The sequence below is a fragment of the Sphingobium vermicomposti genome (genome assembly GCF_011762025.1).
GTDB lineage: Bacteria > Pseudomonadota > Alphaproteobacteria > Sphingomonadales > Sphingomonadaceae > Sphingobium > Sphingobium vermicomposti.
Genome location: NZ_JAASQR010000003.1, coordinates 513,716 through 530,713, shown reverse-complemented (window position 1 = coordinate 530,713; position 16,998 = coordinate 513,716). Strand labels below are relative to the sequence as shown.

Sequence of the window (16,998 nt, the reverse complement as noted above, 5' to 3'; positions counted from 1 at the left end):
TCTAGGGACTGGACATGACCGTCGCGCTCAATGTCTCCCGATCCATTCTTGGCCAACCCTGGCGCTGGCGCGGGCAGGGCGCGGATGCACGCGCGCCCGGCTATCTGGCCGATGATCTGGTGACGCAGCTGTTGCTCGCACGCGGTTGCCCACGGGAAGCGGTGGAGGCGCATCGCAATCCCACCATCCGGCACTTCATGCCCGACCCCAGCCTGTTCCGGGACATGGATGCCGCCGCCGAACGGCTGGCCGACGCCGTCCAGCGCGGCGAGCATGTGTGCATCTTTGGCGATTATGACGTGGATGGCGCGACCAGCGCCGCCTTGCTCATCCGCCTGCTGCGCGACCTTGGCCTCGCCGCGCGCCCCTATATCCCCGACCGGCTGATGGAAGGATATGGGCCGTCCGGCGAAGCGTTGGTGCGGCTGGCGGGGGAAGGTGCAACCCTGATCGTCACCGTCGATTGCGGCGCCCAGGCGTTTGAGGCGCTGGCCATGGCCAAGCAGACCGGCGTCGATGTCGTTGTTGTCGATCATCATAAATGCGCCGCCGCGCTTCCCGACGCCTTTGCCCTCGTCAATCCCAACCGGCTCGATGAATGTGACGAAGCCGCCGCCCACGGCCATCTGGCGGCGGTCGGCGTCGCGTTCCTGCTGGGCGCGGCGCTGATCCGGGTGCTGCGCGCGCGCGGATGGTTCGCTAGCCGTGCCGAACCCGCGCTGATGGAACTGCTCGACATCGTCGCGCTCGGCACCGTCGCCGACGTTGCCCAGCTGCGTGGGTTGAATCGCGCCTTTGTTGCCCAGGGCCTTAAGGTGATGGCGAAGCGGCGCAATGTCGGCCTGTCCGCGCTCATCGACGCTAGCCGCCTGACCCGCGCGCCGCTGTGCCATGACCTTGGGTTCGCGCTGGGGCCGCGCATCAATGCGGGCGGGCGCGTGGGCAAGGCGGATCTGGGCGTGCGCCTGCTGACAACGCAAGATCCGCTGGAAGCCGCGCAGATCGCCGCCGAGCTTGAACAATTCAACGAAGAACGCCGCGCCATCGAATCGCTGGTGCAGGAACAGGCGGAAGCCCTGCTCGCGGCGCAGGATAATCGCGCGGTCGCGGTGATCGCCAGTCCCGGCTGGCACCCCGGCGTAATCGGCATCGTCGCTGGCCGTATCAAGGAGAAAGCACGCCGCCCCGCCATCGTGATCGCGGTGGACGAAGGCGGGATCGGCAAGGGATCGGGCCGCTCCATTTCCGGCGTTGATCTGGGCGCGGCGGTGCTGGCGGCGAAGGACAGCGGCCTGCTGGTCGCTGGCGGAGGCCACGCCATGGCTGCGGGCCTGACGGTGGCGGCTGACCGGATCGACGCGCTGGCCGACTTCCTCGACGAACGATTGTCGGCGGCGGTAGCGCGCGCGCGGGACGACCGTGCGCTGTTGATCGACGCGGTGCTTGCGCCTGCCGGGGTCAACCCCGACTTCGTCGCGGCGATTGAAGCGGGCGGTCCCTATGGCGCGGGATGGCCCGCCCCGCTGGTCGCCGCTGGTCCGATGCGCGTGATCAAGGCCGATGTCGTGGGCAATGGCCATTTGCGCGCGGTGATGGCGGGCGAAGATGGCCGCTCTATCAAGACCATCGCTTTCCGTCAGGCCGAAACCGACCTTGGCCAGGCGATATTGGGCGCGCCCCGCGACCGGCGGCTGTGGGTCGCGGGCCGCGCAAAGATCGACGATTGGGGCTCCCGCCCCGCCGCCGAGCTGCATCTGGAGGATGCCGCCTGGGCGGATTGAACGGCGATGTCATTTTCCTGACCCAAGGGGGTTGACCGTTTCCCACTCCCCCCCTAAAGCCGCCCTCGCTTCGCAGCGCCGCCTTGCGGCTTTGCATGCGGCCCCTTCGTCTAGCGGTTAGGACGCGGCCCTTTCACGGCTGAAACACGGGTTCGATTCCCGTAGGGGTCACCACCATCTCTGCCAGTAAGCACGTCCCCTCGCGGCCACGTCCCTGGCATGGTGCACCTGCCCCCTTTTCACCTTGCCGTGCCAGAGGCGCATCTCTTCGCAGCGCCGTCGCGCCCCAACGCGTTGGGGCGGATCGACAATCGCAACGGATCAAAGCCGCGGCGTGACCGTTTCCTGCCTTAGTCATCCGACATAAAGGCGATCCGCGACGTGCAATCTCTCCACTGGCCCAGTCAGCTCATCATCGTTCGCCATGGCCAGAGCGCGGGCAATGTTGCGCGTGACGCAGCGATGGAGGCGCAGGCGGATCGGATCGCGCTATCGGTGCGGGACGCTGACGTTCCCTTGAGCAAGCTTGGCCGCGATCAGGCGCGCGCGCTGGGCCACTGGATCGGCAGCGGGGCAGAGGATGAGCGCCCCGAAATATTGCTCTCTTCCCCCTATTTGCGCGCTTTCCAGACGGCGCAGCTGTTTCGCGACGTAGGCGGTGCTCGCTGTGGCGAAAAAATCTGCTTCGATGAACGGCTGCGCGAAAAGGAATTCGGCATTTTGGATGGCCTGACGACCAGGGGCATCCACAGCCTGGAGCCTGCCCAGGCCGATTTTCGCCGGATGCTCGGCAAATTTTACCATCGCTCTCCCGGCGGAGAAAGTTGGTGCGACGTCATCTTGCGTCTGCGGTCGGTGATGGACACGATATCGCTGCACTATGCCGGGCGGCGCGTGATGATCTTCACGCATCAGGTCGTCGTTCTGTGCATGCGCTACATCATAGAGGGGCTGGACGAAGCGGGGATATTGGAGATTGACCGGGCGGGTGACGTCGCCAACTGCGCGATCACCGATTTTCGCTATGATCCCGCGCACGGCGACAGCGGCGGGCTGGTGCTCCACCGTTACAATGTCACCGCGCCGCTGGAGGAAGAGGCCACGCCCGTCACCCGCGAACCCGATGCCATTGCCGGAGCGCGGGGATGACGCCTCGCCCGCTCGACGCGCAATGGCTGCGTGCGCATCCTTTGCCAGAACCGGACGTCGCGTTCGACAAAAATGGGCGCGGACGCGTTCTGGTCGCGGGCGGCGCGGAGTTCGTGCCGGGTGCCCTGCGCCTGACCGGAGAGGCGGCGCTGCGCGCGGGCGCGGGCAAGCTGAAGATGGCGACCGTCAGGTCCGCCGCCATGTCACTGGGCGTGCTGGTTCCCGAAGCGGCGATGATCGCGCTTCCCGCGCAGGAGGATGGAGAGATTGCGGCGGGCGCTGCTGATATACTCGCCGATCATCTTGCGCGCTGCGACACGTTGATCCTGGGGCCGGGGATGAGCATCAGCACCCAGACCGACGATCTGGTCGAACGCATATTGTCCGCCATGCAACCGCCGCTGACGCTGGTTCTGGACGCTGCCGCCCTGACATCCGCCCGCAACCTTCAAGACCAGATCGCCCGGCACGAGGGGCGTGTGATCCTGACGCCGCATCATCGCGAAATGGCGCTGCTCACGGGGCAGGATGAATCCGCCATCGCTGCCGACCCGCAGTCGATTGCCTGTCAGGTGGCCAGCCAATTCAACGCGATTGTCCTGCTGAAAGCGAACCAGAGCATCGTTGCGGGGCCTGAGGGGGAGTGTCTGGTGCATGACGGCGGCTGCGTCGGGCTGGCGACGGGGGGATCGGGCGATGTCCTGGCGGGCATCGTCGGCGGGCTTGCCGCACGCGGTGCTTCACCACTGATGGCTGCCGCCTGGGGCTGTTGGGTTCATGGCCATGCCGGGCGGCAACTGGCTTCGCGCGTGGGTCCCATCGGCTTCCTGGCCAGGGAGATATTGCCGATCGTCCCCCGCGCGCTGGAGGAGGCGGCGCGGGAATAAGTGAGGTTGTTGCGCATCCGAATTCATTGTTGCGCGTTATCGCGGCATGCGCGACACTTTTGCAATCCTGCCGCACCTCATCCCCATTGCCATCGCCTATTGCCTTGCCCTGCCGATCGGCTGGAACCGGGAACGGCAGGAAAGAAGCGCGGGCCTGCGGACTTTTCCCCTTGTCGCGGTGGCCAGCTGCGGCTTTGTGCAGGCGGTGGAAGGAACCCTGGCTCACGACCTTTCAGCACTGGCGCGCGTATTGGAAGGGGTGATAGCCGGCATCGGCTTCCTGGGCGGCGGCGCGATCCTTCAGCAGCGCGGATCGGTGAAGGGTACTGCGACCGCGGCCAGCCTGTGGGTAACGGGCGCGGTTGGCGTCGCGGTAGGATTGGGCAGCTTCGACGTGGCCGTTGTGCTGACCGCGTTCACGCTTCTGACCTTCTGGATCATGGCCCCGCTCAAGCCGAACCCCGGTGAGCGTGGCAAGGAGGAACGGGCGGAACCCAACGGCCCGGCCTTAGACTAAAGCGCACTCGCCAACGCCAGCACGACGCCGCCGCCGACCAGCATCAGCCCCAATATTTCGGTGCGCGCCATCCGCTCGCCCAGGTAAAAATGGCCAAAGGCGAGGGTGAAGGCTATCTCCACCTGCCCGACGACCCGGACCAGCGCGACCGGCGCGGTCGCAAAGCCAGTGAACCAGCAGGCCGATCCCAAGGCGGACAACAGTCCCACCTGACCCGATATGCGCCAGCTGCTGAACAGCTTGGCCAGCTCACCGGCTTCGCGCAGCAGCAGATAGCCGCCCTGCATGATCGTCTGCAAAGTGACCGTCACCACCAGCACCACCAACGCGGCCAGGATGGCGTCGTCACCCCCGACCTGCTGGGTCGCACGGCGAATGCCGACCGCCGTCAGAGCAAAGAAGAAGCCGGACGCGATCCCGGTCAACGCCGCAGGCTGGCCCAATGCCTTGGCGAAATCGAGCAACCCCATGCGCTTGCCGCCCGTGGACAACAGCATCACCCCCGCCACGCCGCAGCCGATACCGATCCACGCGATTGGACTCAGCCGCTCACCCATCAACAGGAAAGACAGGATGGCGCCCTGCACCGCTTCGGTCTTGGAATAGGCGGTGCCGACCACGAAATTGCGATGCGCGAACGCCATGATCAGCAAATTGGTCGCAATGATCTGCGCCAACCCGCCGCCCATGCAGAACAGCAGGAAGGACGGATCGGGCCGGGGCAGGGACCCCGACACCAGCAGCACATATCCCGCCAGCAGCAACAGCGCGAACGGCAGCCCATAGAGATAACGGACCAAGCCCGCCGCATTGATCGACAGACTATGACTGACCCGCCGCTGCACCGCTGTGCGCCATGCCTGCATGGCCCCGGCGAGAAGGGTGGCGGGCAACCAGATGGGGGAGGAGATCATGTCGGTCCTATAGCGCCTTTTCCGTTCCCGTCATGATGAAGAATGGCGGAAAAGCGCCATTCCTGCCCCGAAGTTCACACCATATGCGCGCGCGTGGGCAGGCGCGCGTGGGCGCGAGGGCGTGAAAGATCGACTTTTTCAAAGACGGGTGCGGGGTAGCCCCGGCGAGGGCAAATAGGACAGCGGGAAAGAAGGGTGTGCTGGGGGAATAGGATGTTTTTTCGGGTGTGTGTGGTTATTGGGTTACATGGGCTTCGGCGGTGATTGGTCGCTAGGCGCATGTCAGGTTCGGGGCCGAGATGTGGGAATAGCCGCCCTTCGCCCGGCGTCGCCTCGCGACCAAATCACGCGGTTCATCGGTGTCGCCGCCAATGCCCGCAGCCGCTTTTTAGCATTCGACAACCGTGGGCGCAGCGAGGGGCACGGTAATCAGGCCTACCTTCGTACATGACCCAGAGGAACAGCGCTAAGTGGCACGGCCCTGAAGCGATCAGCGCTTGAAGTTCTCCGCCTTCACGCCGATGGCCTGCGACGCTTCGGAGAGCTTGCAGGAAAGCACGCCCCCAAGAGACTTGGCCGCGCTGCCAATCGTGGCGGCGGCTTCGCCCGCCACCGCGCCAGCGGACTTCGCTGTGTCGACTAGCCCCTCGCCGGCCTTGTTCCAAGTGAGGCGATTCCATTGTTCGAACTGGCGCTCGATAGCTTCGAGCGCAAGCTCCTCGCGCTCGTCGAGCACACCGTCCGCCATAGCCAATTCGCGCAAGAACTTCATCAGCTCTGCTTGCATGGCTGGGCCGTTGCAATCGGGGTTAGCAGCTTGAAATTCGGCAAGCTGGTGGGCGATAGTCTTGACCCGTGTTTCGTTTGCGCGCGGTACGAGGGCGTCGAGCGCACGGGTGACGTAAGTTCGATCGAACCCCCAATCTTCTACGAAGTGCTCGGCGATGCAGGCAAGCTCGCTTGAGTCGATCTGTCCATCAATAGCCGCAATGCGGAGGGAGAGGCTGCCGAGCAGGTCGATCAGCGCCGCTCCGAGCACGTCGATGGGCGTGTTGATGTATTTAGGTATCGTGTCGACAAATTCCCCAGTTTTGTCTGAAAACCATGTAGTGGCTCCATAGTAGCCTCCGCCGGCGACGACTGCCGCTGCGATCACCCAGCCCACCGGAGTGGCGGCCGTGGCCAGCCCAAGCATGGCTGCAAGGCCGGTCGGTGCGAAGAAAGTCGAGGCCACCGCCGAGGAGCCCGCGATAGCCGCGCCAGTCCCGGCGGCACCTGCGGTCTCGTAGAGGGCGTAAAGATTCTTCTTCGCTCGCAGCAGGGCGAAGGCGTCCTCCCCAATGCGCAGCTGCTGCTTGAAACGCAGGGGCTCGGCAACGACGCGGTCGACACCGCTCGCGTCGAAACTCAGGGTCGGAGCGTCAGTCATTGGCAAGCGCCGAATCTAACTTGGCACCGAACAGCTCGACCTGCTTGCTGACGGCGCTGTTCTTCATGTCTGCAAAAGCGCCGTTTCCGATGGTGAACGCCATCAGAATCGGGCCAAGCAGCGGGCCAAGCACCAGGCCAGCCAAGGGAATAGAGCTGATAAGGAATGACAGTGTCAGGCCGATCGCCGCCCCAAATGTCGTGTTGGGAAAGCGGCGGAAGAGCTCCAGTACAAATGCCATGATCCGCCGACCCACTTCGATAATCTTGCCTGCCACTTCCATGGTGGTCTCCAGGAGCTTGCCCATCAGCACCTTAGCATCGGCGGACATCGCAACGCGGTCCAGTTGGCGAGCGAGTTCACGCTTGGTCGGCAGCTTTTCCCAGATGGCCGCCATGTTCGTTTCTTCTGACATTCTTTGCCGCCCTATCATTGCGAATGTGCTCCTCAATGAACGACTCGATCCTACTTGCCAAGTAACCTGCGGCACGGGACGAATGGGCGCGCGGCAGCACGTAAAGGTAAGTTGGCCAACCCAGAAGCGCCGCCGGTCGCCGCAGTTACCCAAAGTTGCGTTCAAGGCTTAAACGCGGTGGTAGTGGTTGAAGAATTGATGGAATTTGAAAGGACTTTCGATGGCGTTTGATTCGCCAATTGCTTCTGCATTTCGCAGCCGGGTCGAAGACGAAACCCGCTTTCTTGAAACATGCGAGGGCGGCGATGAGGGGGCGCCGGATCGAAAATCTATCTGGCTTCTCGGCATTGAGCCTGGTTGGAGTTTGGCCGATCAAGCGCTTGATGCAGTCGGCCTCCGCAAAAAGGCAGAGGCACTGCACCATTATGGCATCGAAATGCAGTTGCAGTGGCCGTACAATCGAAATGCGTTCAAGTTTCTTGCGGCGCTAAAAGGGCATCCTGTGGAGAGCTATCGACAATTCGCTAGGACCGTGCGACCTTTCGAGCGCGGCTCGCTCGGGTATTTCAAAGCTAACCTGTTCCCAGAGCCATTCAACAATACTGGCGAATGGACTGTTGAGGCAGTCGAAAAAACGGGTTTCGCATCAAAAGCCGCTTACCAGACCTGGCTGCGGGAAGCGCGCTTTCCTGTATTTCGCGCGTGGGTAGAAAAGTGCCGCCCTAAGCTGGTGATCGGCACCGGGCTCACCCACCTTGCGGACTTCCTCGCTATTACTGGCACGGTTGAAAGTCCGCCGCCCCGATTTTTCGAGGTAAACGGTCACCCTAAACGTCTTCACATCGCGACCTCAGGCACAGTGCCAGTCGCGATCCTCCCGCATTTGAGCGGCGGTTCGCATTCATTGAACAGTTATGAGGCGACACGCATCGCGGCCGATATCGTCAGAACTGTGCTTTCCGACTGACATAAAGCAATGGGCAAATGGCGCGTTTCTTGCGCGATTCAGAACGATCGCGAAGCGCTCTGACGCCCTCTTTCAACGATCGTGTTCGCCAGACTTCCCCGTCGTAATGGCAAAAGGGCACCGCTCTGAACCTTCGGATTCTGGCAACGGCGGACGTTCAAGCTGCCCCGCCGGATCGGCCGCTTTGTCCAAGCTTCGCCCTCCCTTTCAGTCACGATCCTCAGGGAGTTTCCGGTTCTGGGAGGGGCGTCCAAACTGGTGAGTGGCCGACAATGGCGCAAAGCAGCCGCAGATAGGCACACTCGCTCCGCCAAACTTCCCCACATAAAAACGCCGCCCGGATGTCCCGAACGGCGTCTTGTCTCAAGTAGCCAAAGCCGCGTTTACGCCTGCTCCAGCAGTCCTTCCTTCCTGATCTTCTCCTGCCACACCAGCGGGGCGAGGCGGTGGACGTTTTGGCCTTCGCTGTCGACGGCGACGGTCACGGGCATGTCCTGCACGTCGAACTCATAGATTGCTTCCATGCCAAGGTCCTCGAAGCCGACGACCTTCGCGCCCTTGATCGCGCGGGCGACGAGATAGGCCGCGCCGCCGACCGCCATCAGATAGGCGCTCTTATGCTTGGCGATGCTGTCGGTCGCCGCCGGGCCGCGCTCGGCCTTGCCGACGCAGGCGGCGAGGCCCTGTTCCAGCATCATGTCCATGAACTTGTCCATGCGGGTCGCGGTGGTGGGACCAGCCGGGCCGACCACTTCGTCGCGGACCGGATCGACCGGGCCGACATAGTAAATGACGCGGCCCTTGAAATCGACCGGCAGCTGCTCGCCCGCGGCCAGCATGTCGGCGATGCGCTTGTGCGCGGCGTCGCGGCCGGTCAGCATCTTGCCGTTGAGCAGCAGGCGGTCGCCATGCTTCCAGCTTTGCACGATTTCGGGCGTCAGCGTGTCGAGATCGACGCGGATCGCTTCCTTGCTCGGCTTCCAGTCGACCTGCGGCCATTCGGACAGGTTGGGCGCTTCCAGATAGGCGGGGCCAGAGCCGTCCAGCGTGAAATGCGCGTGGCGGGTGGCGGCGCAATTGGGGATCATCGCGACAGGCTTGCCCGCCGCATGGCAGGGATAGTCGTAGATCTTGACGTCGAGGATGGTCGAAAGCCCGCCCAATCCCTGCGCGCCGATGCCGAGCGCATTGACCTTGTCAAAAATCTCGATCCGCAGCTTCTCGATGTCGTTCTGCGGGCCGCGAGCCTTCAGCTCACCCATGTCGATGGGCTCCATCAGCGATTCCTTGGCCAGCGCCACTGCCTTTTCCGCCGTGCCGCCGATGCCGATTCCCAGCATGCCGGGCGGGCACCAGCCAGCGCCCATTTGCGGGATCATCTCCAGCACCCAGTCGACGATCGAATCGCTGGGGTTCATCATCTTGAACTTGGTCTTGTTCTCGCTGCCACCGCCCTTGGCCGCGACATCTACCGTCACCTTGTTGCCCGGCACCATTTCGACGTTCAGCACGCAGGGCGTGTTGTCCTTCGTATTCTGGCGGGAGAAAGCCGGATCGCGCAGGATTGATGCGCGCAGGCGGTTTTCGGGGTTGAGATAAGCGCGGCGCACGCCCTCATCCACGACGTCCTGCATTGAGCGGCTATTGTCATCGAACTGGCAGTCCATGCCCCATTTGATGAAGACGTTGACGATGCCGGTGTCCTGGCAGATCGGGCGATGCCCTTCGGCGCACATGCGGCTGTTGGTCAGGATCTGGGCGATGGCATCCTTGGCCGCCGGATTGGCTTCGGCCTCATAGGCTTTGCCCAGCGCGCGGATATAATCCATCGGATGATAGTAGCTGATGAACTGGAGCGCGTCGGCGACGCTCTCGATCAGATCGGCGGTCTTGATGACGGTCATCTTACCCTATGTCCCTATGTCTGCGCCCGCCCTGCACGGCGGGTCTTCGCAGGCGCGGCTAATAGGGATTTGGCCCAGAGTCCAGATATGCCGGTCCAGCTATCCGTTGGCATAGGGGAACATGTGCCACCAGGGCTCCTTCTCCTGCAGCACACGGGCAAAGCTTGGCCTTGCCTCCAGCCGGTCGAGATAGGCGGCCAGCGCCGGGAAGCCCCCGCGCATCGGTTCGACCTTGTCCGCATAGAAGAGGGCAGGGGCAGCCGCGCAGTCCGCGAGGGTGAACTCATTCCCTGCCGCCCACTGCCGCGCGCCGATCCGCTCCTCCAGCATCGCATAAGCCTTGCCCAGCATTTGCCGCGCTTCGCCCACGCCATGGCGATCGCGCGACTCCTCGGGCCGCAGTCGGTCGGCGACGATCCTCTGCATCGGCGTCATGACATAATTGTCGAACAGCCGGTCCATCAGCCGCACCTCCAGTGCCTCGTCCGCATCGGCGGGGATCGGGCGGAAGGGGCCGGGGCATTGCCGCCCCAGATATTCGATGATGATGCTGGCCTCGCCCATCGTCTGGTCCCGCGCCTCGTCACGCAGCACGGGGAATTTGCCGAGCGGCCAGAGCGCCAGCCAAGCCTCAGCCACCCCGGGATCTTCCATCATCCTCCGCTCGAACGGCGTGTCATTCTCATAAAAGGCGATCAACACCTTCCAGCAATAGGAGGAAAGGGGGTGGTAATAGAGAATCATCGCTCTGCCTCTTCTTCGAAGAACCGCCCGCCCGATAATCTGGCCGGGTTTTAGCATGAGCCGATGCGCGCTTTCATCCACAATTTAATCCACATCTGCTTGTGGATAACTCGCTCGGTAACCACCATCCTTAGGGGAAAGGGGCAGGGGTGCTGACCTGCTCTTTTGCTTTTCCGGCTCAAGCGAAAATTATTTTCGTTCTCAAATTGTTTCCCTTGCCTTTTGCAGGACCGTGGGAAGTCGGCGCGTCGCTGCAATGCGGGATCGCGGCATGTCATGAAAGCGTCATCCGATCTGCCGCCTGGAGTCCCCTTACCGTCATTTACCCCCTTGAAAGGAAATGCGGCTGTGGCACTATCCCTTGTATCGGGTTAACGGGGGTTACCCAACAGATTGTGATTGCGACGAACGGAATGATCCGGGCGAAGGGACGGTTGTCCCCTGCGGCGCAAGCGATTGGACCTCCTTTGGCGTCCCGTGAGCGCTTTGGTCGGAAAAGAGGGTCGGGATACCCGGAACCGCTTGACCGAATCGAACGGAACAGGAACATCGGGAGCTCGTATGGATTTTCGTGATAGCGAACAAGCAGGTGCAGACGACGTGGCGACCGTGATTGATGAAGTGGTGGAAATAGTGGCGGACAAGAAGAAGGCTGCGCCGGCCAAGGCGGCTGCGCGTTCGTCCTCCTCGATCCAGGCGCGCCGGTTCGACGTCGTCACCGACGAAAGCCGCGATGCGCTGTTGACGGAGTTCGGCAAGGATACGCTGAAGGACCGCTATCTGTTGCCCGGCGAAAATTATCAGGACTTGTTCGCTCGCGTCGCGGCGGCCTATGCCGACGATCAGGACCATGCCCAGCGCGTCTATGATTATATCTCGCGCCTGTGGTTCATGCCTGCGACGCCCGTGCTCTCCAACGGCGGCACCGGGCGCGGCCTGCCGATCAGCTGCTATCTGAACAGCGTGGACGACAGCCTGGAAGGCATCGTCAACACATGGAACGAGAATGTGTGGCTCGCCTCGCGCGGTGGTGGCATCGGCACCTATTGGGGCAGCGTGCGCGGCATTGGGGAACCCGTTGGCCTGAATGGCAAGACCAGCGGCATCATTCCCTTCGTCCGCGTGATGGACTCGCTCACCCTCGCAATCAGCCAGGGCAGCCTGCGCCGTGGTTCTGCCGCCTGCTATCTCGATGTGTCCCACCCGGAGATCGAGGAGTTCCTCGAAATCCGCAAACCCAGCGGTGACTTCAACCGCAAGGCATTGAACCTTCACCACGGCGTTTTGCTGACCGACGAGTTCATGGAGGCGGTCCGCACCGGCGCTGAGTTCTCGCTCAAATCGCCCAAGGACGGTTCCGTTCGCGGCACGGTCGACGCGCGCAGCCTGTTCCAGAAGCTGGTGGAAACCCGCCTGGCGACGGGTGAGCCCTATATCGTCTTCTCCGACACCGTGAACAACATGATGCCCAAGCATCATCGCGATCTTGGCCTGAAAGTTTCGACTTCCAATCTTTGTTCAGAAATTACTTTGCCGACGGGTCGCGACCATCTCGGCAATGACCGGACGGCGGTCTGCTGCCTTTCGTCCCTGAATCTGGAAACCTGGGACGAATGGAACAAGGACCCCGTCTTTGTTGAGGATGTCATGCGCTTCCTCGACAATGTGCTGCAGGACTATATCGACCGAGCGCCGGACGAAATGGCGCGGGCCAAATATAGTGCGGAGCGCGAACGGTCAGTGGGCCTGGGGGTTATGGGGTTCCACTCCTTCCTCCAGGCCCGTGGCCTCCCCTTTGAAGGGGCGATGGCGAAGTCGTGGAACCTGCGCATCTTCAAACATATCAATGAGAAGGTGAACGACGCGTCGATGCAGCTGGCGGTGGAGCGTGGGCCGTGCCCCGACGCCGCCGACATGGGCGTGATGGAACGGTTCAGCTGCAAGATGGCGATTGCGCCGACCGCGTCGATCAGCATCATCTGCGGCGGCACGTCGGCTTGTATCGAGCCGATCCCGGCGAACATCTACACGCACAAGACGTTGTCGGGCAGCTTCGTGGTGAAGAACCCCTATCTGGAAAAAATCCTGCGCGACAAGTCGAAGGATTCGACCAATGTCTGGAACACGATCCTCGAACGCGGTGGGTCGGTCCAGCATCTCGATTTCCTGAGCCAGGAAGAAAAGGACACGTTCAAGACCAGCTTCGAAATCGACCAGCGCTGGCTGCTCGAACTCGCGGCCGACCGGACGCCCTTCATCGATCAGGCGCAGTCGCTGAACCTCTTCATCCCTGCGGACGTGGAAAAGTGGGATCTGATGATGCTCCACTTCCGCGCGTGGGAACTGGGCATCAAGTCGCTTTACTATCTGCGGTCAAAGTCGGTGCAGCGCGCCGGTTTCGCTGGCGGGGTGGAAGCGGACAACACCATCGACGCACCGAAGTTCGAGCTTGGCGGGGAAAGCACAGACTATGACGAATGTCTTGCGTGCCAATGAGCTAATGGGGGGGATGGGCGCGGCGGTGGCAACACTGACCGCGCCCACACAATCGCCCCCGGAACCTTCACCCCTCGTCCTGTTCCTCTTCAAAGAGGACGGCGTTGGCACCGGTCGCAGACAGCCTGACAGTGCCATCCTCATCAACCCCGGCGATCAGACCCTGGCTGATATAATGATGATGCCCGGCGTGGCTGCCTTGGCCGCTATCCGCCTTGATCAGCTTGATTCGATTGCCCCCATCTGGGCCCTTGGCGACATGATCGACAGTGCCGACATGGACGCCATCAGCGCCGATAACCTCAGCATGTTCCTTGATGCTGGTAAGATCAATCATCATATATCTCCTGTGCCGGGGATGACGGGACCTGAACGTCCCACCCCCGCGCAGGTTGCGCTTTTCCATTAATTCGCGGAGCCGACCCAATGCCCCTTCTTCAAGCCAGCAAGGTATATAAGCCTTTCGAATATCCCTGGGCCTATGAATTCTGGAAGCGCCAGCAGCAGCTGCACTGGCTGCCCGAGGAAGTGCCGCTGGGCGAGGATTGCCGCGATTGGGCGCAAAAGTTGTCCGATCATGAACGCAATTTGCTGACCCAGATTTTCCGCTTCTTCACCCAGGCGGACGTGGAAGTGCAGGATTGCTACCACGAAAAATATGGCCGCGTGTTCAAGCCGACCGAGGTCAAGATGATGCTGACCGCGTTCAGCAACATGGAAACGGTCCACATCGCCGCCTACAGCCATCTGCTCGACACGATCGGCATGCCCGAAACCGAATATTCTGCCTTCATGCAGTATAAGGAGATGAAGGATAAGCATGATTATCTGAGCCAGTTCGGCGTCGATACGGACGAGGATATTGCCAAGACGCTGGCCATGTTCGGCGGCTTTACCGAAGGGCTACAGCTCTTCGCCTCCTTTGCCATGCTGATGAACTTCCCGCGCTTCAACAAGATGAAGGGCATGGGGCAGATCGTCACCTGGTCGGTGCGCGACGAAACGCTGCACTGCGAGGGCATCATCAAGCTGTTCCACGCCTTCACCAAGGAACGCAACTGCCTGACCCCGTCGGTCAAGGACGACATCATGGACATGTGCCAGAAGACGGTGCGGATCGAAGATGCGTTCATCGACCTCGTCTTCGAAATGGGTCCGGTCCCCGGCATGACGCCCAAGGATATCAAGAAATATGTCCGCTACATCGCCGACTGGCGGCTGGGACAGTTGGGCCTGAAACCCATCTACATGATCGACGAACATCCGCTGCCGTGGCTCACCCCGCTGCTGAACGGCGTGGAGCACGCCAATTTCTTCGAAACCCGCGCGACCGAATATTCAAAGGGCGCGACGCGCGGTCAGTGGAATGAGGTGTGGGACGCCTTCGACCGCAGAAAGACGCTCAAGACCGGCGACGCCGCCAATGTCGACGAGCCGAGCGATCCCGACATGTTCAAAGCTGCGGGAATTGCGGCGGAGTAAGATATGAATACTCTCTTGGAAGCACTTCCAGCGATAGGAACAACAGGTGTAGGCACCGCCCTCGCCATGAAGTCGCCAGAGCTTTTGAAAGAGATATACGGTGACTTGGCTAAGCCGGGAGTTAAACAGGTTGGAGAGGCAATCGGCTCTCTTCTGGGTCTAGGCAATACTATCCTTCTTCCTCTCCGTTTGCTAAATGAAGTAGGCCGTGCATTCGAGCAGGAGGTATTTTCTCAAATCGCTGATCGATTTAAGAAAATACCTGATGACCGCATAGTGTCCCCGCCACCTGAGATTGGCATCCCGCTTCTGGATAGGCTATCTCAAACGCAGGATACTACGCTCCGAGAAATGTTTATTGAGTTACTTGCCCGCGCCTCTGATTCACAGGCCGTTGATCAAGTACACCCAAGTTTTTCTCAAGTGATCAGTTCCATAGTGCCGGATGAAGCAATCCTATTGAGAGGCCTGTATGGGCGACAATTACATCCTATCATATCTGTTAATTTAATCAGCAAAGATGCCGATAAGGGAAGCATCGTTCTGCATGATTGTGTGATGAAGCTATCTATTCAAATAAAACAAGAAAAAAACCTTTCTCTCTATCTGTCAAATCTGGTTGGATTGGGAGTGTTGGATATTGATCGAGAAAGGCATTTGGTAACTCCGCACATTTACGATGACACCATAAATTATGCGAAGCAAAAGTTTTCGTTGCCTGATGAAATAATCATAGATTCTGATTCGAGGAAGGTGGGTTTTACTAAATTCATTTGTGGACTTTCCCCTTATGGTCGAAGGTTAATCGAGGCATCCAGCTAAGGTCGCCCAGCTGGCGGTAGTGCAGGGAGGCTTAACTACGCACTAAATGAGCGGTTCTGTCCTACGCGCTGCAGTGACCCTTTTACATCGTTGGAAATAGGAAGCGAGATCGGAGCAACGGCACCTTTCCGCGCTTCTCTCGCGTAACGCTTGTCACCCTGCCGCGCATATTGCGCCGGAGTGAACGCGCGGTTTTGTTCCGTTCATGCAACGTCCATCCGCAATCATGTGTTTAACCCTACAGCCTGATAAATTTTGGCAAGGAGCAGACCCATGAAGATCAGCTTGAAAGCCGCGCTCTCCGCGCTTTCGCTGGGCGCGATGACGTTGACCAGCGTGCCTGCGCTCGCCCAGTCGCGTGAACATCGCGAAAATGCGCGTGAATATCGCAAGGATGTGCGCGAGGCGCGGCGCGATTACCGCAAGGACAATCGCGAAGCCCGCCGTGACTATCGCAAGGACGTCCGCGAAGCCCGTCGCGATTGGCGCGATGATCGCCGCCACGACAATGGCCGCCACAATGGTTGGCGGCGTCCCGGCAAGGTCGTCTATAGCTATGACTGGAACCGGCCCGACCGTCGCTATGGCAGCCGCTATCGCGCCGACCGCTATTATCGCAGCGGCTATGAGCCGATCCGGGTCAACCGTTCGACCCGCATCTATCGCGGCTATGACGACCGCTATTATTGCCGCCGGTCGGACGGCACCACTGGCCTGATCGTCGGCGCGGCGCTGGGCGGGTTGCTCGGTGGACAGCTGGATCGCGGCTATTCCAACACGGCTGGCATATTGATCGGCGCGGGTGCGGGCGCTTTGCTGGGCCGTGAGATTGATCGTGGCAGTCTGAGCTGCCGTTAACGCCTGCTGTTAGTGGAGCACCAGGGCTGGCGTGACCCCGTCCAGGGCCGCGCCAGCCCTTCTGTGACCAGCATGGACCCTATCGAACGGCCATCGCGCGTCACGATCCGCAGTAGCCGACCATAGCGGTCCCGGTCCCGGTCGATCCGCCGCATGGAGAAAGCTCCGGCATTCAGCAATGCCTGCAACCGCCGCGTCGCCCGCGCACCCAGCGCCCGTTCCGCTTCGCAGCGCGGGCTGTGCGTTTCGGGCGTGTCGATATCCGCGATCCGCACCTTCTCACCACCCATCCAGAAAGTGTCGCCATCCACGACGCAATTCACCCCGCCGCCGCTATGGCAAAAGGTGAAGCGAGAAGCGAAATAGGCTTGAGCGATTGCCGGAGACTGCTGCGCCAATAGGGTCAGCACAATGGCGATGGAGGCTGCAAGCGGAAGGGAGCGGGGAAGGGGCATGCCGCCAGCATAGGCGGCGGTCCCTGCGCCGCTCGCTCAAGCTGATCCGATCAACCTCCGTTATGGCGCGGGGTGGGGTAATGGTCCGCTGAATCGTTGGCGCCCCAATTCCATAGTTGGACTGGGCTCCTGCCTTCGCAGGAGCATGTGGCGCTTATGGCAGGTTATGTTCGCCCAG

General features: G+C 61.3%; 16 protein-coding genes and 1 tRNA gene. 10 read left to right on the top strand and 7 right to left on the bottom strand.

Annotated elements, in window-relative coordinates; genetic code table 11:
* Positions 1–14: 14 nt before the first annotated feature.
* From recJ to FHS54_RS12320, 5 genes are all read left to right on the top strand, one after another.
* Entirely contained in the window at positions 15–1,781 is a 1,767-nt protein-coding gene (gene recJ / locus FHS54_RS12340; RefSeq protein WP_167304096.1) for a single-stranded-DNA-specific exonuclease RecJ, read from the top strand.
* Positions 1,782–1,880: 99 nt separating this feature from the next.
* Positions 1,881–1,955: transfer RNA gene (locus FHS54_RS12335), tRNA-Glu, on the top strand.
* Between the two features lie 207 nt (positions 1,956–2,162).
* On the top strand, positions 2,163–2,930 hold the full coding sequence (locus FHS54_RS12330; protein ID WP_167304095.1) for a histidine phosphatase family protein: 768 nt from the start codon (positions 2,163–2,165) through the stop codon (positions 2,928–2,930).
* On the top strand, positions 2,927–3,817 hold the full coding sequence (locus FHS54_RS12325; protein WP_167304094.1) for an NAD(P)H-hydrate dehydratase: 891 nt from the start codon (positions 2,927–2,929) through the stop codon (positions 3,815–3,817). The genes FHS54_RS12330 and FHS54_RS12325 overlap by 4 nt, the downstream gene beginning before the upstream one ends.
* A gap of 46 nt (positions 3,818–3,863) precedes the next feature.
* On the top strand, positions 3,864–4,334 hold the full coding sequence (locus tag FHS54_RS12320) for an MgtC/SapB family protein (RefSeq protein WP_167304093.1): 471 nt from the start codon (positions 3,864–3,866) through the stop codon (positions 4,332–4,334).
* Here the strand turns inward: FHS54_RS12320 and FHS54_RS12315 are convergent.
* From FHS54_RS12315 to FHS54_RS12305, 3 genes are all read right to left on the bottom strand, one after another.
* Positions 4,331–5,248 carry a DMT family transporter gene (locus FHS54_RS12315; protein WP_167304092.1) on the bottom strand — a complete coding sequence of 306 codons (918 nt, stop codon included), beginning with the start codon at positions 5,246–5,248 and terminating at the stop codon, positions 4,331–4,333. The two genes, FHS54_RS12320 and FHS54_RS12315, sit on opposite strands and share 4 nt — an antisense overlap.
* A gap of 490 nt (positions 5,249–5,738) precedes the next feature.
* Complete coding sequence (locus FHS54_RS12310) at positions 5,739–6,677, bottom strand: tellurite resistance TerB family protein (RefSeq protein WP_167304091.1); 939 nt, start codon at positions 6,675–6,677, stop codon at positions 5,739–5,741.
* A complete protein-coding gene (locus FHS54_RS12305) occupies positions 6,670–7,092 on the bottom strand; it encodes a hypothetical protein (protein WP_167304090.1) in 423 nt (140 codons plus the stop codon). Before FHS54_RS12305 ends, FHS54_RS12310 begins: the two co-directional genes overlap by 8 nt.
* A gap of 220 nt (positions 7,093–7,312) precedes the next feature.
* Here FHS54_RS12305 and FHS54_RS12300 point away from each other — a divergent pair, with 220 nt between their 5' ends.
* Positions 7,313–8,059 (top strand): hypothetical protein, encoded by a 747-nt coding sequence (locus tag FHS54_RS12300; protein WP_167304089.1) that lies wholly within the window; start codon positions 7,313–7,315, stop codon positions 8,057–8,059.
* A gap of 383 nt (positions 8,060–8,442) precedes the next feature.
* Here the strand turns inward: FHS54_RS12300 and FHS54_RS12295 are convergent, their stop codons facing one another.
* Both FHS54_RS12295 and FHS54_RS12290 read right to left on the bottom strand, forming a co-directional pair.
* A complete protein-coding gene (locus FHS54_RS12295; protein WP_167304088.1) occupies positions 8,443–9,963 on the bottom strand; it encodes a fumarate hydratase in 1,521 nt (506 codons plus the stop codon).
* Positions 9,964–10,062: 99 nt separating this feature from the next.
* A complete protein-coding gene (locus FHS54_RS12290; protein ID WP_167304087.1) occupies positions 10,063–10,707 on the bottom strand; it encodes a glutathione S-transferase family protein in 645 nt (214 codons plus the stop codon).
* 561 nt (positions 10,708–11,268) lie between these two features.
* Here FHS54_RS12290 and FHS54_RS12285 point away from each other — a divergent pair.
* Positions 11,269–13,203, top strand: coding sequence for a ribonucleoside-diphosphate reductase subunit alpha (locus FHS54_RS12285; protein ID WP_167304086.1), 1,935 nt, complete (start codon positions 11,269–11,271; stop codon positions 13,201–13,203).
* 67 nt (positions 13,204–13,270) lie between these two features.
* On the opposite strand, the gene FHS54_RS12280 is transcribed toward FHS54_RS12285, so the two are convergent.
* Positions 13,271–13,540, bottom strand: coding sequence for a DUF2171 domain-containing protein (locus FHS54_RS12280; RefSeq protein WP_167304467.1), 270 nt, complete (start codon positions 13,538–13,540; stop codon positions 13,271–13,273).
* A gap of 89 nt (positions 13,541–13,629) precedes the next feature.
* On the opposite strand from FHS54_RS12280, the gene FHS54_RS12275 reads away from it, so the two are divergent.
* The 3 genes from FHS54_RS12275 (at position 13,630) to FHS54_RS12265 (ending at position 16,365) form a co-directional block, all read left to right on the top strand.
* Complete coding sequence (locus tag FHS54_RS12275; protein WP_167304085.1) at positions 13,630–14,685, top strand: ribonucleotide-diphosphate reductase subunit beta; 1,056 nt, start codon at positions 13,630–13,632, stop codon at positions 14,683–14,685.
* Between the two features lie 3 nt (positions 14,686–14,688).
* Positions 14,689–15,507, top strand: coding sequence for a DUF4393 domain-containing protein (locus FHS54_RS12270; protein WP_167304084.1), 819 nt, complete (start codon positions 14,689–14,691; stop codon positions 15,505–15,507).
* Between the two features lie 273 nt (positions 15,508–15,780).
* The gene (locus tag FHS54_RS12265; RefSeq protein ID WP_167304083.1) at positions 15,781–16,365 is read left to right on the top strand and encodes a glycine zipper 2TM domain-containing protein; all 585 of its coding nucleotides are present in this window, start codon (positions 15,781–15,783) and stop codon (positions 16,363–16,365) included.
* On the opposite strand, the gene FHS54_RS12260 is transcribed toward FHS54_RS12265, so the two are convergent.
* The gene (locus FHS54_RS12260) at positions 16,362–16,820 is read right to left on the bottom strand and encodes a thermonuclease family protein (protein ID WP_167304082.1); all 459 of its coding nucleotides are present in this window, start codon (positions 16,818–16,820) and stop codon (positions 16,362–16,364) included. The genes FHS54_RS12265 and FHS54_RS12260 overlap by 4 nt on opposite strands.
* Positions 16,821–16,998 lie beyond the last annotated feature (178 nt).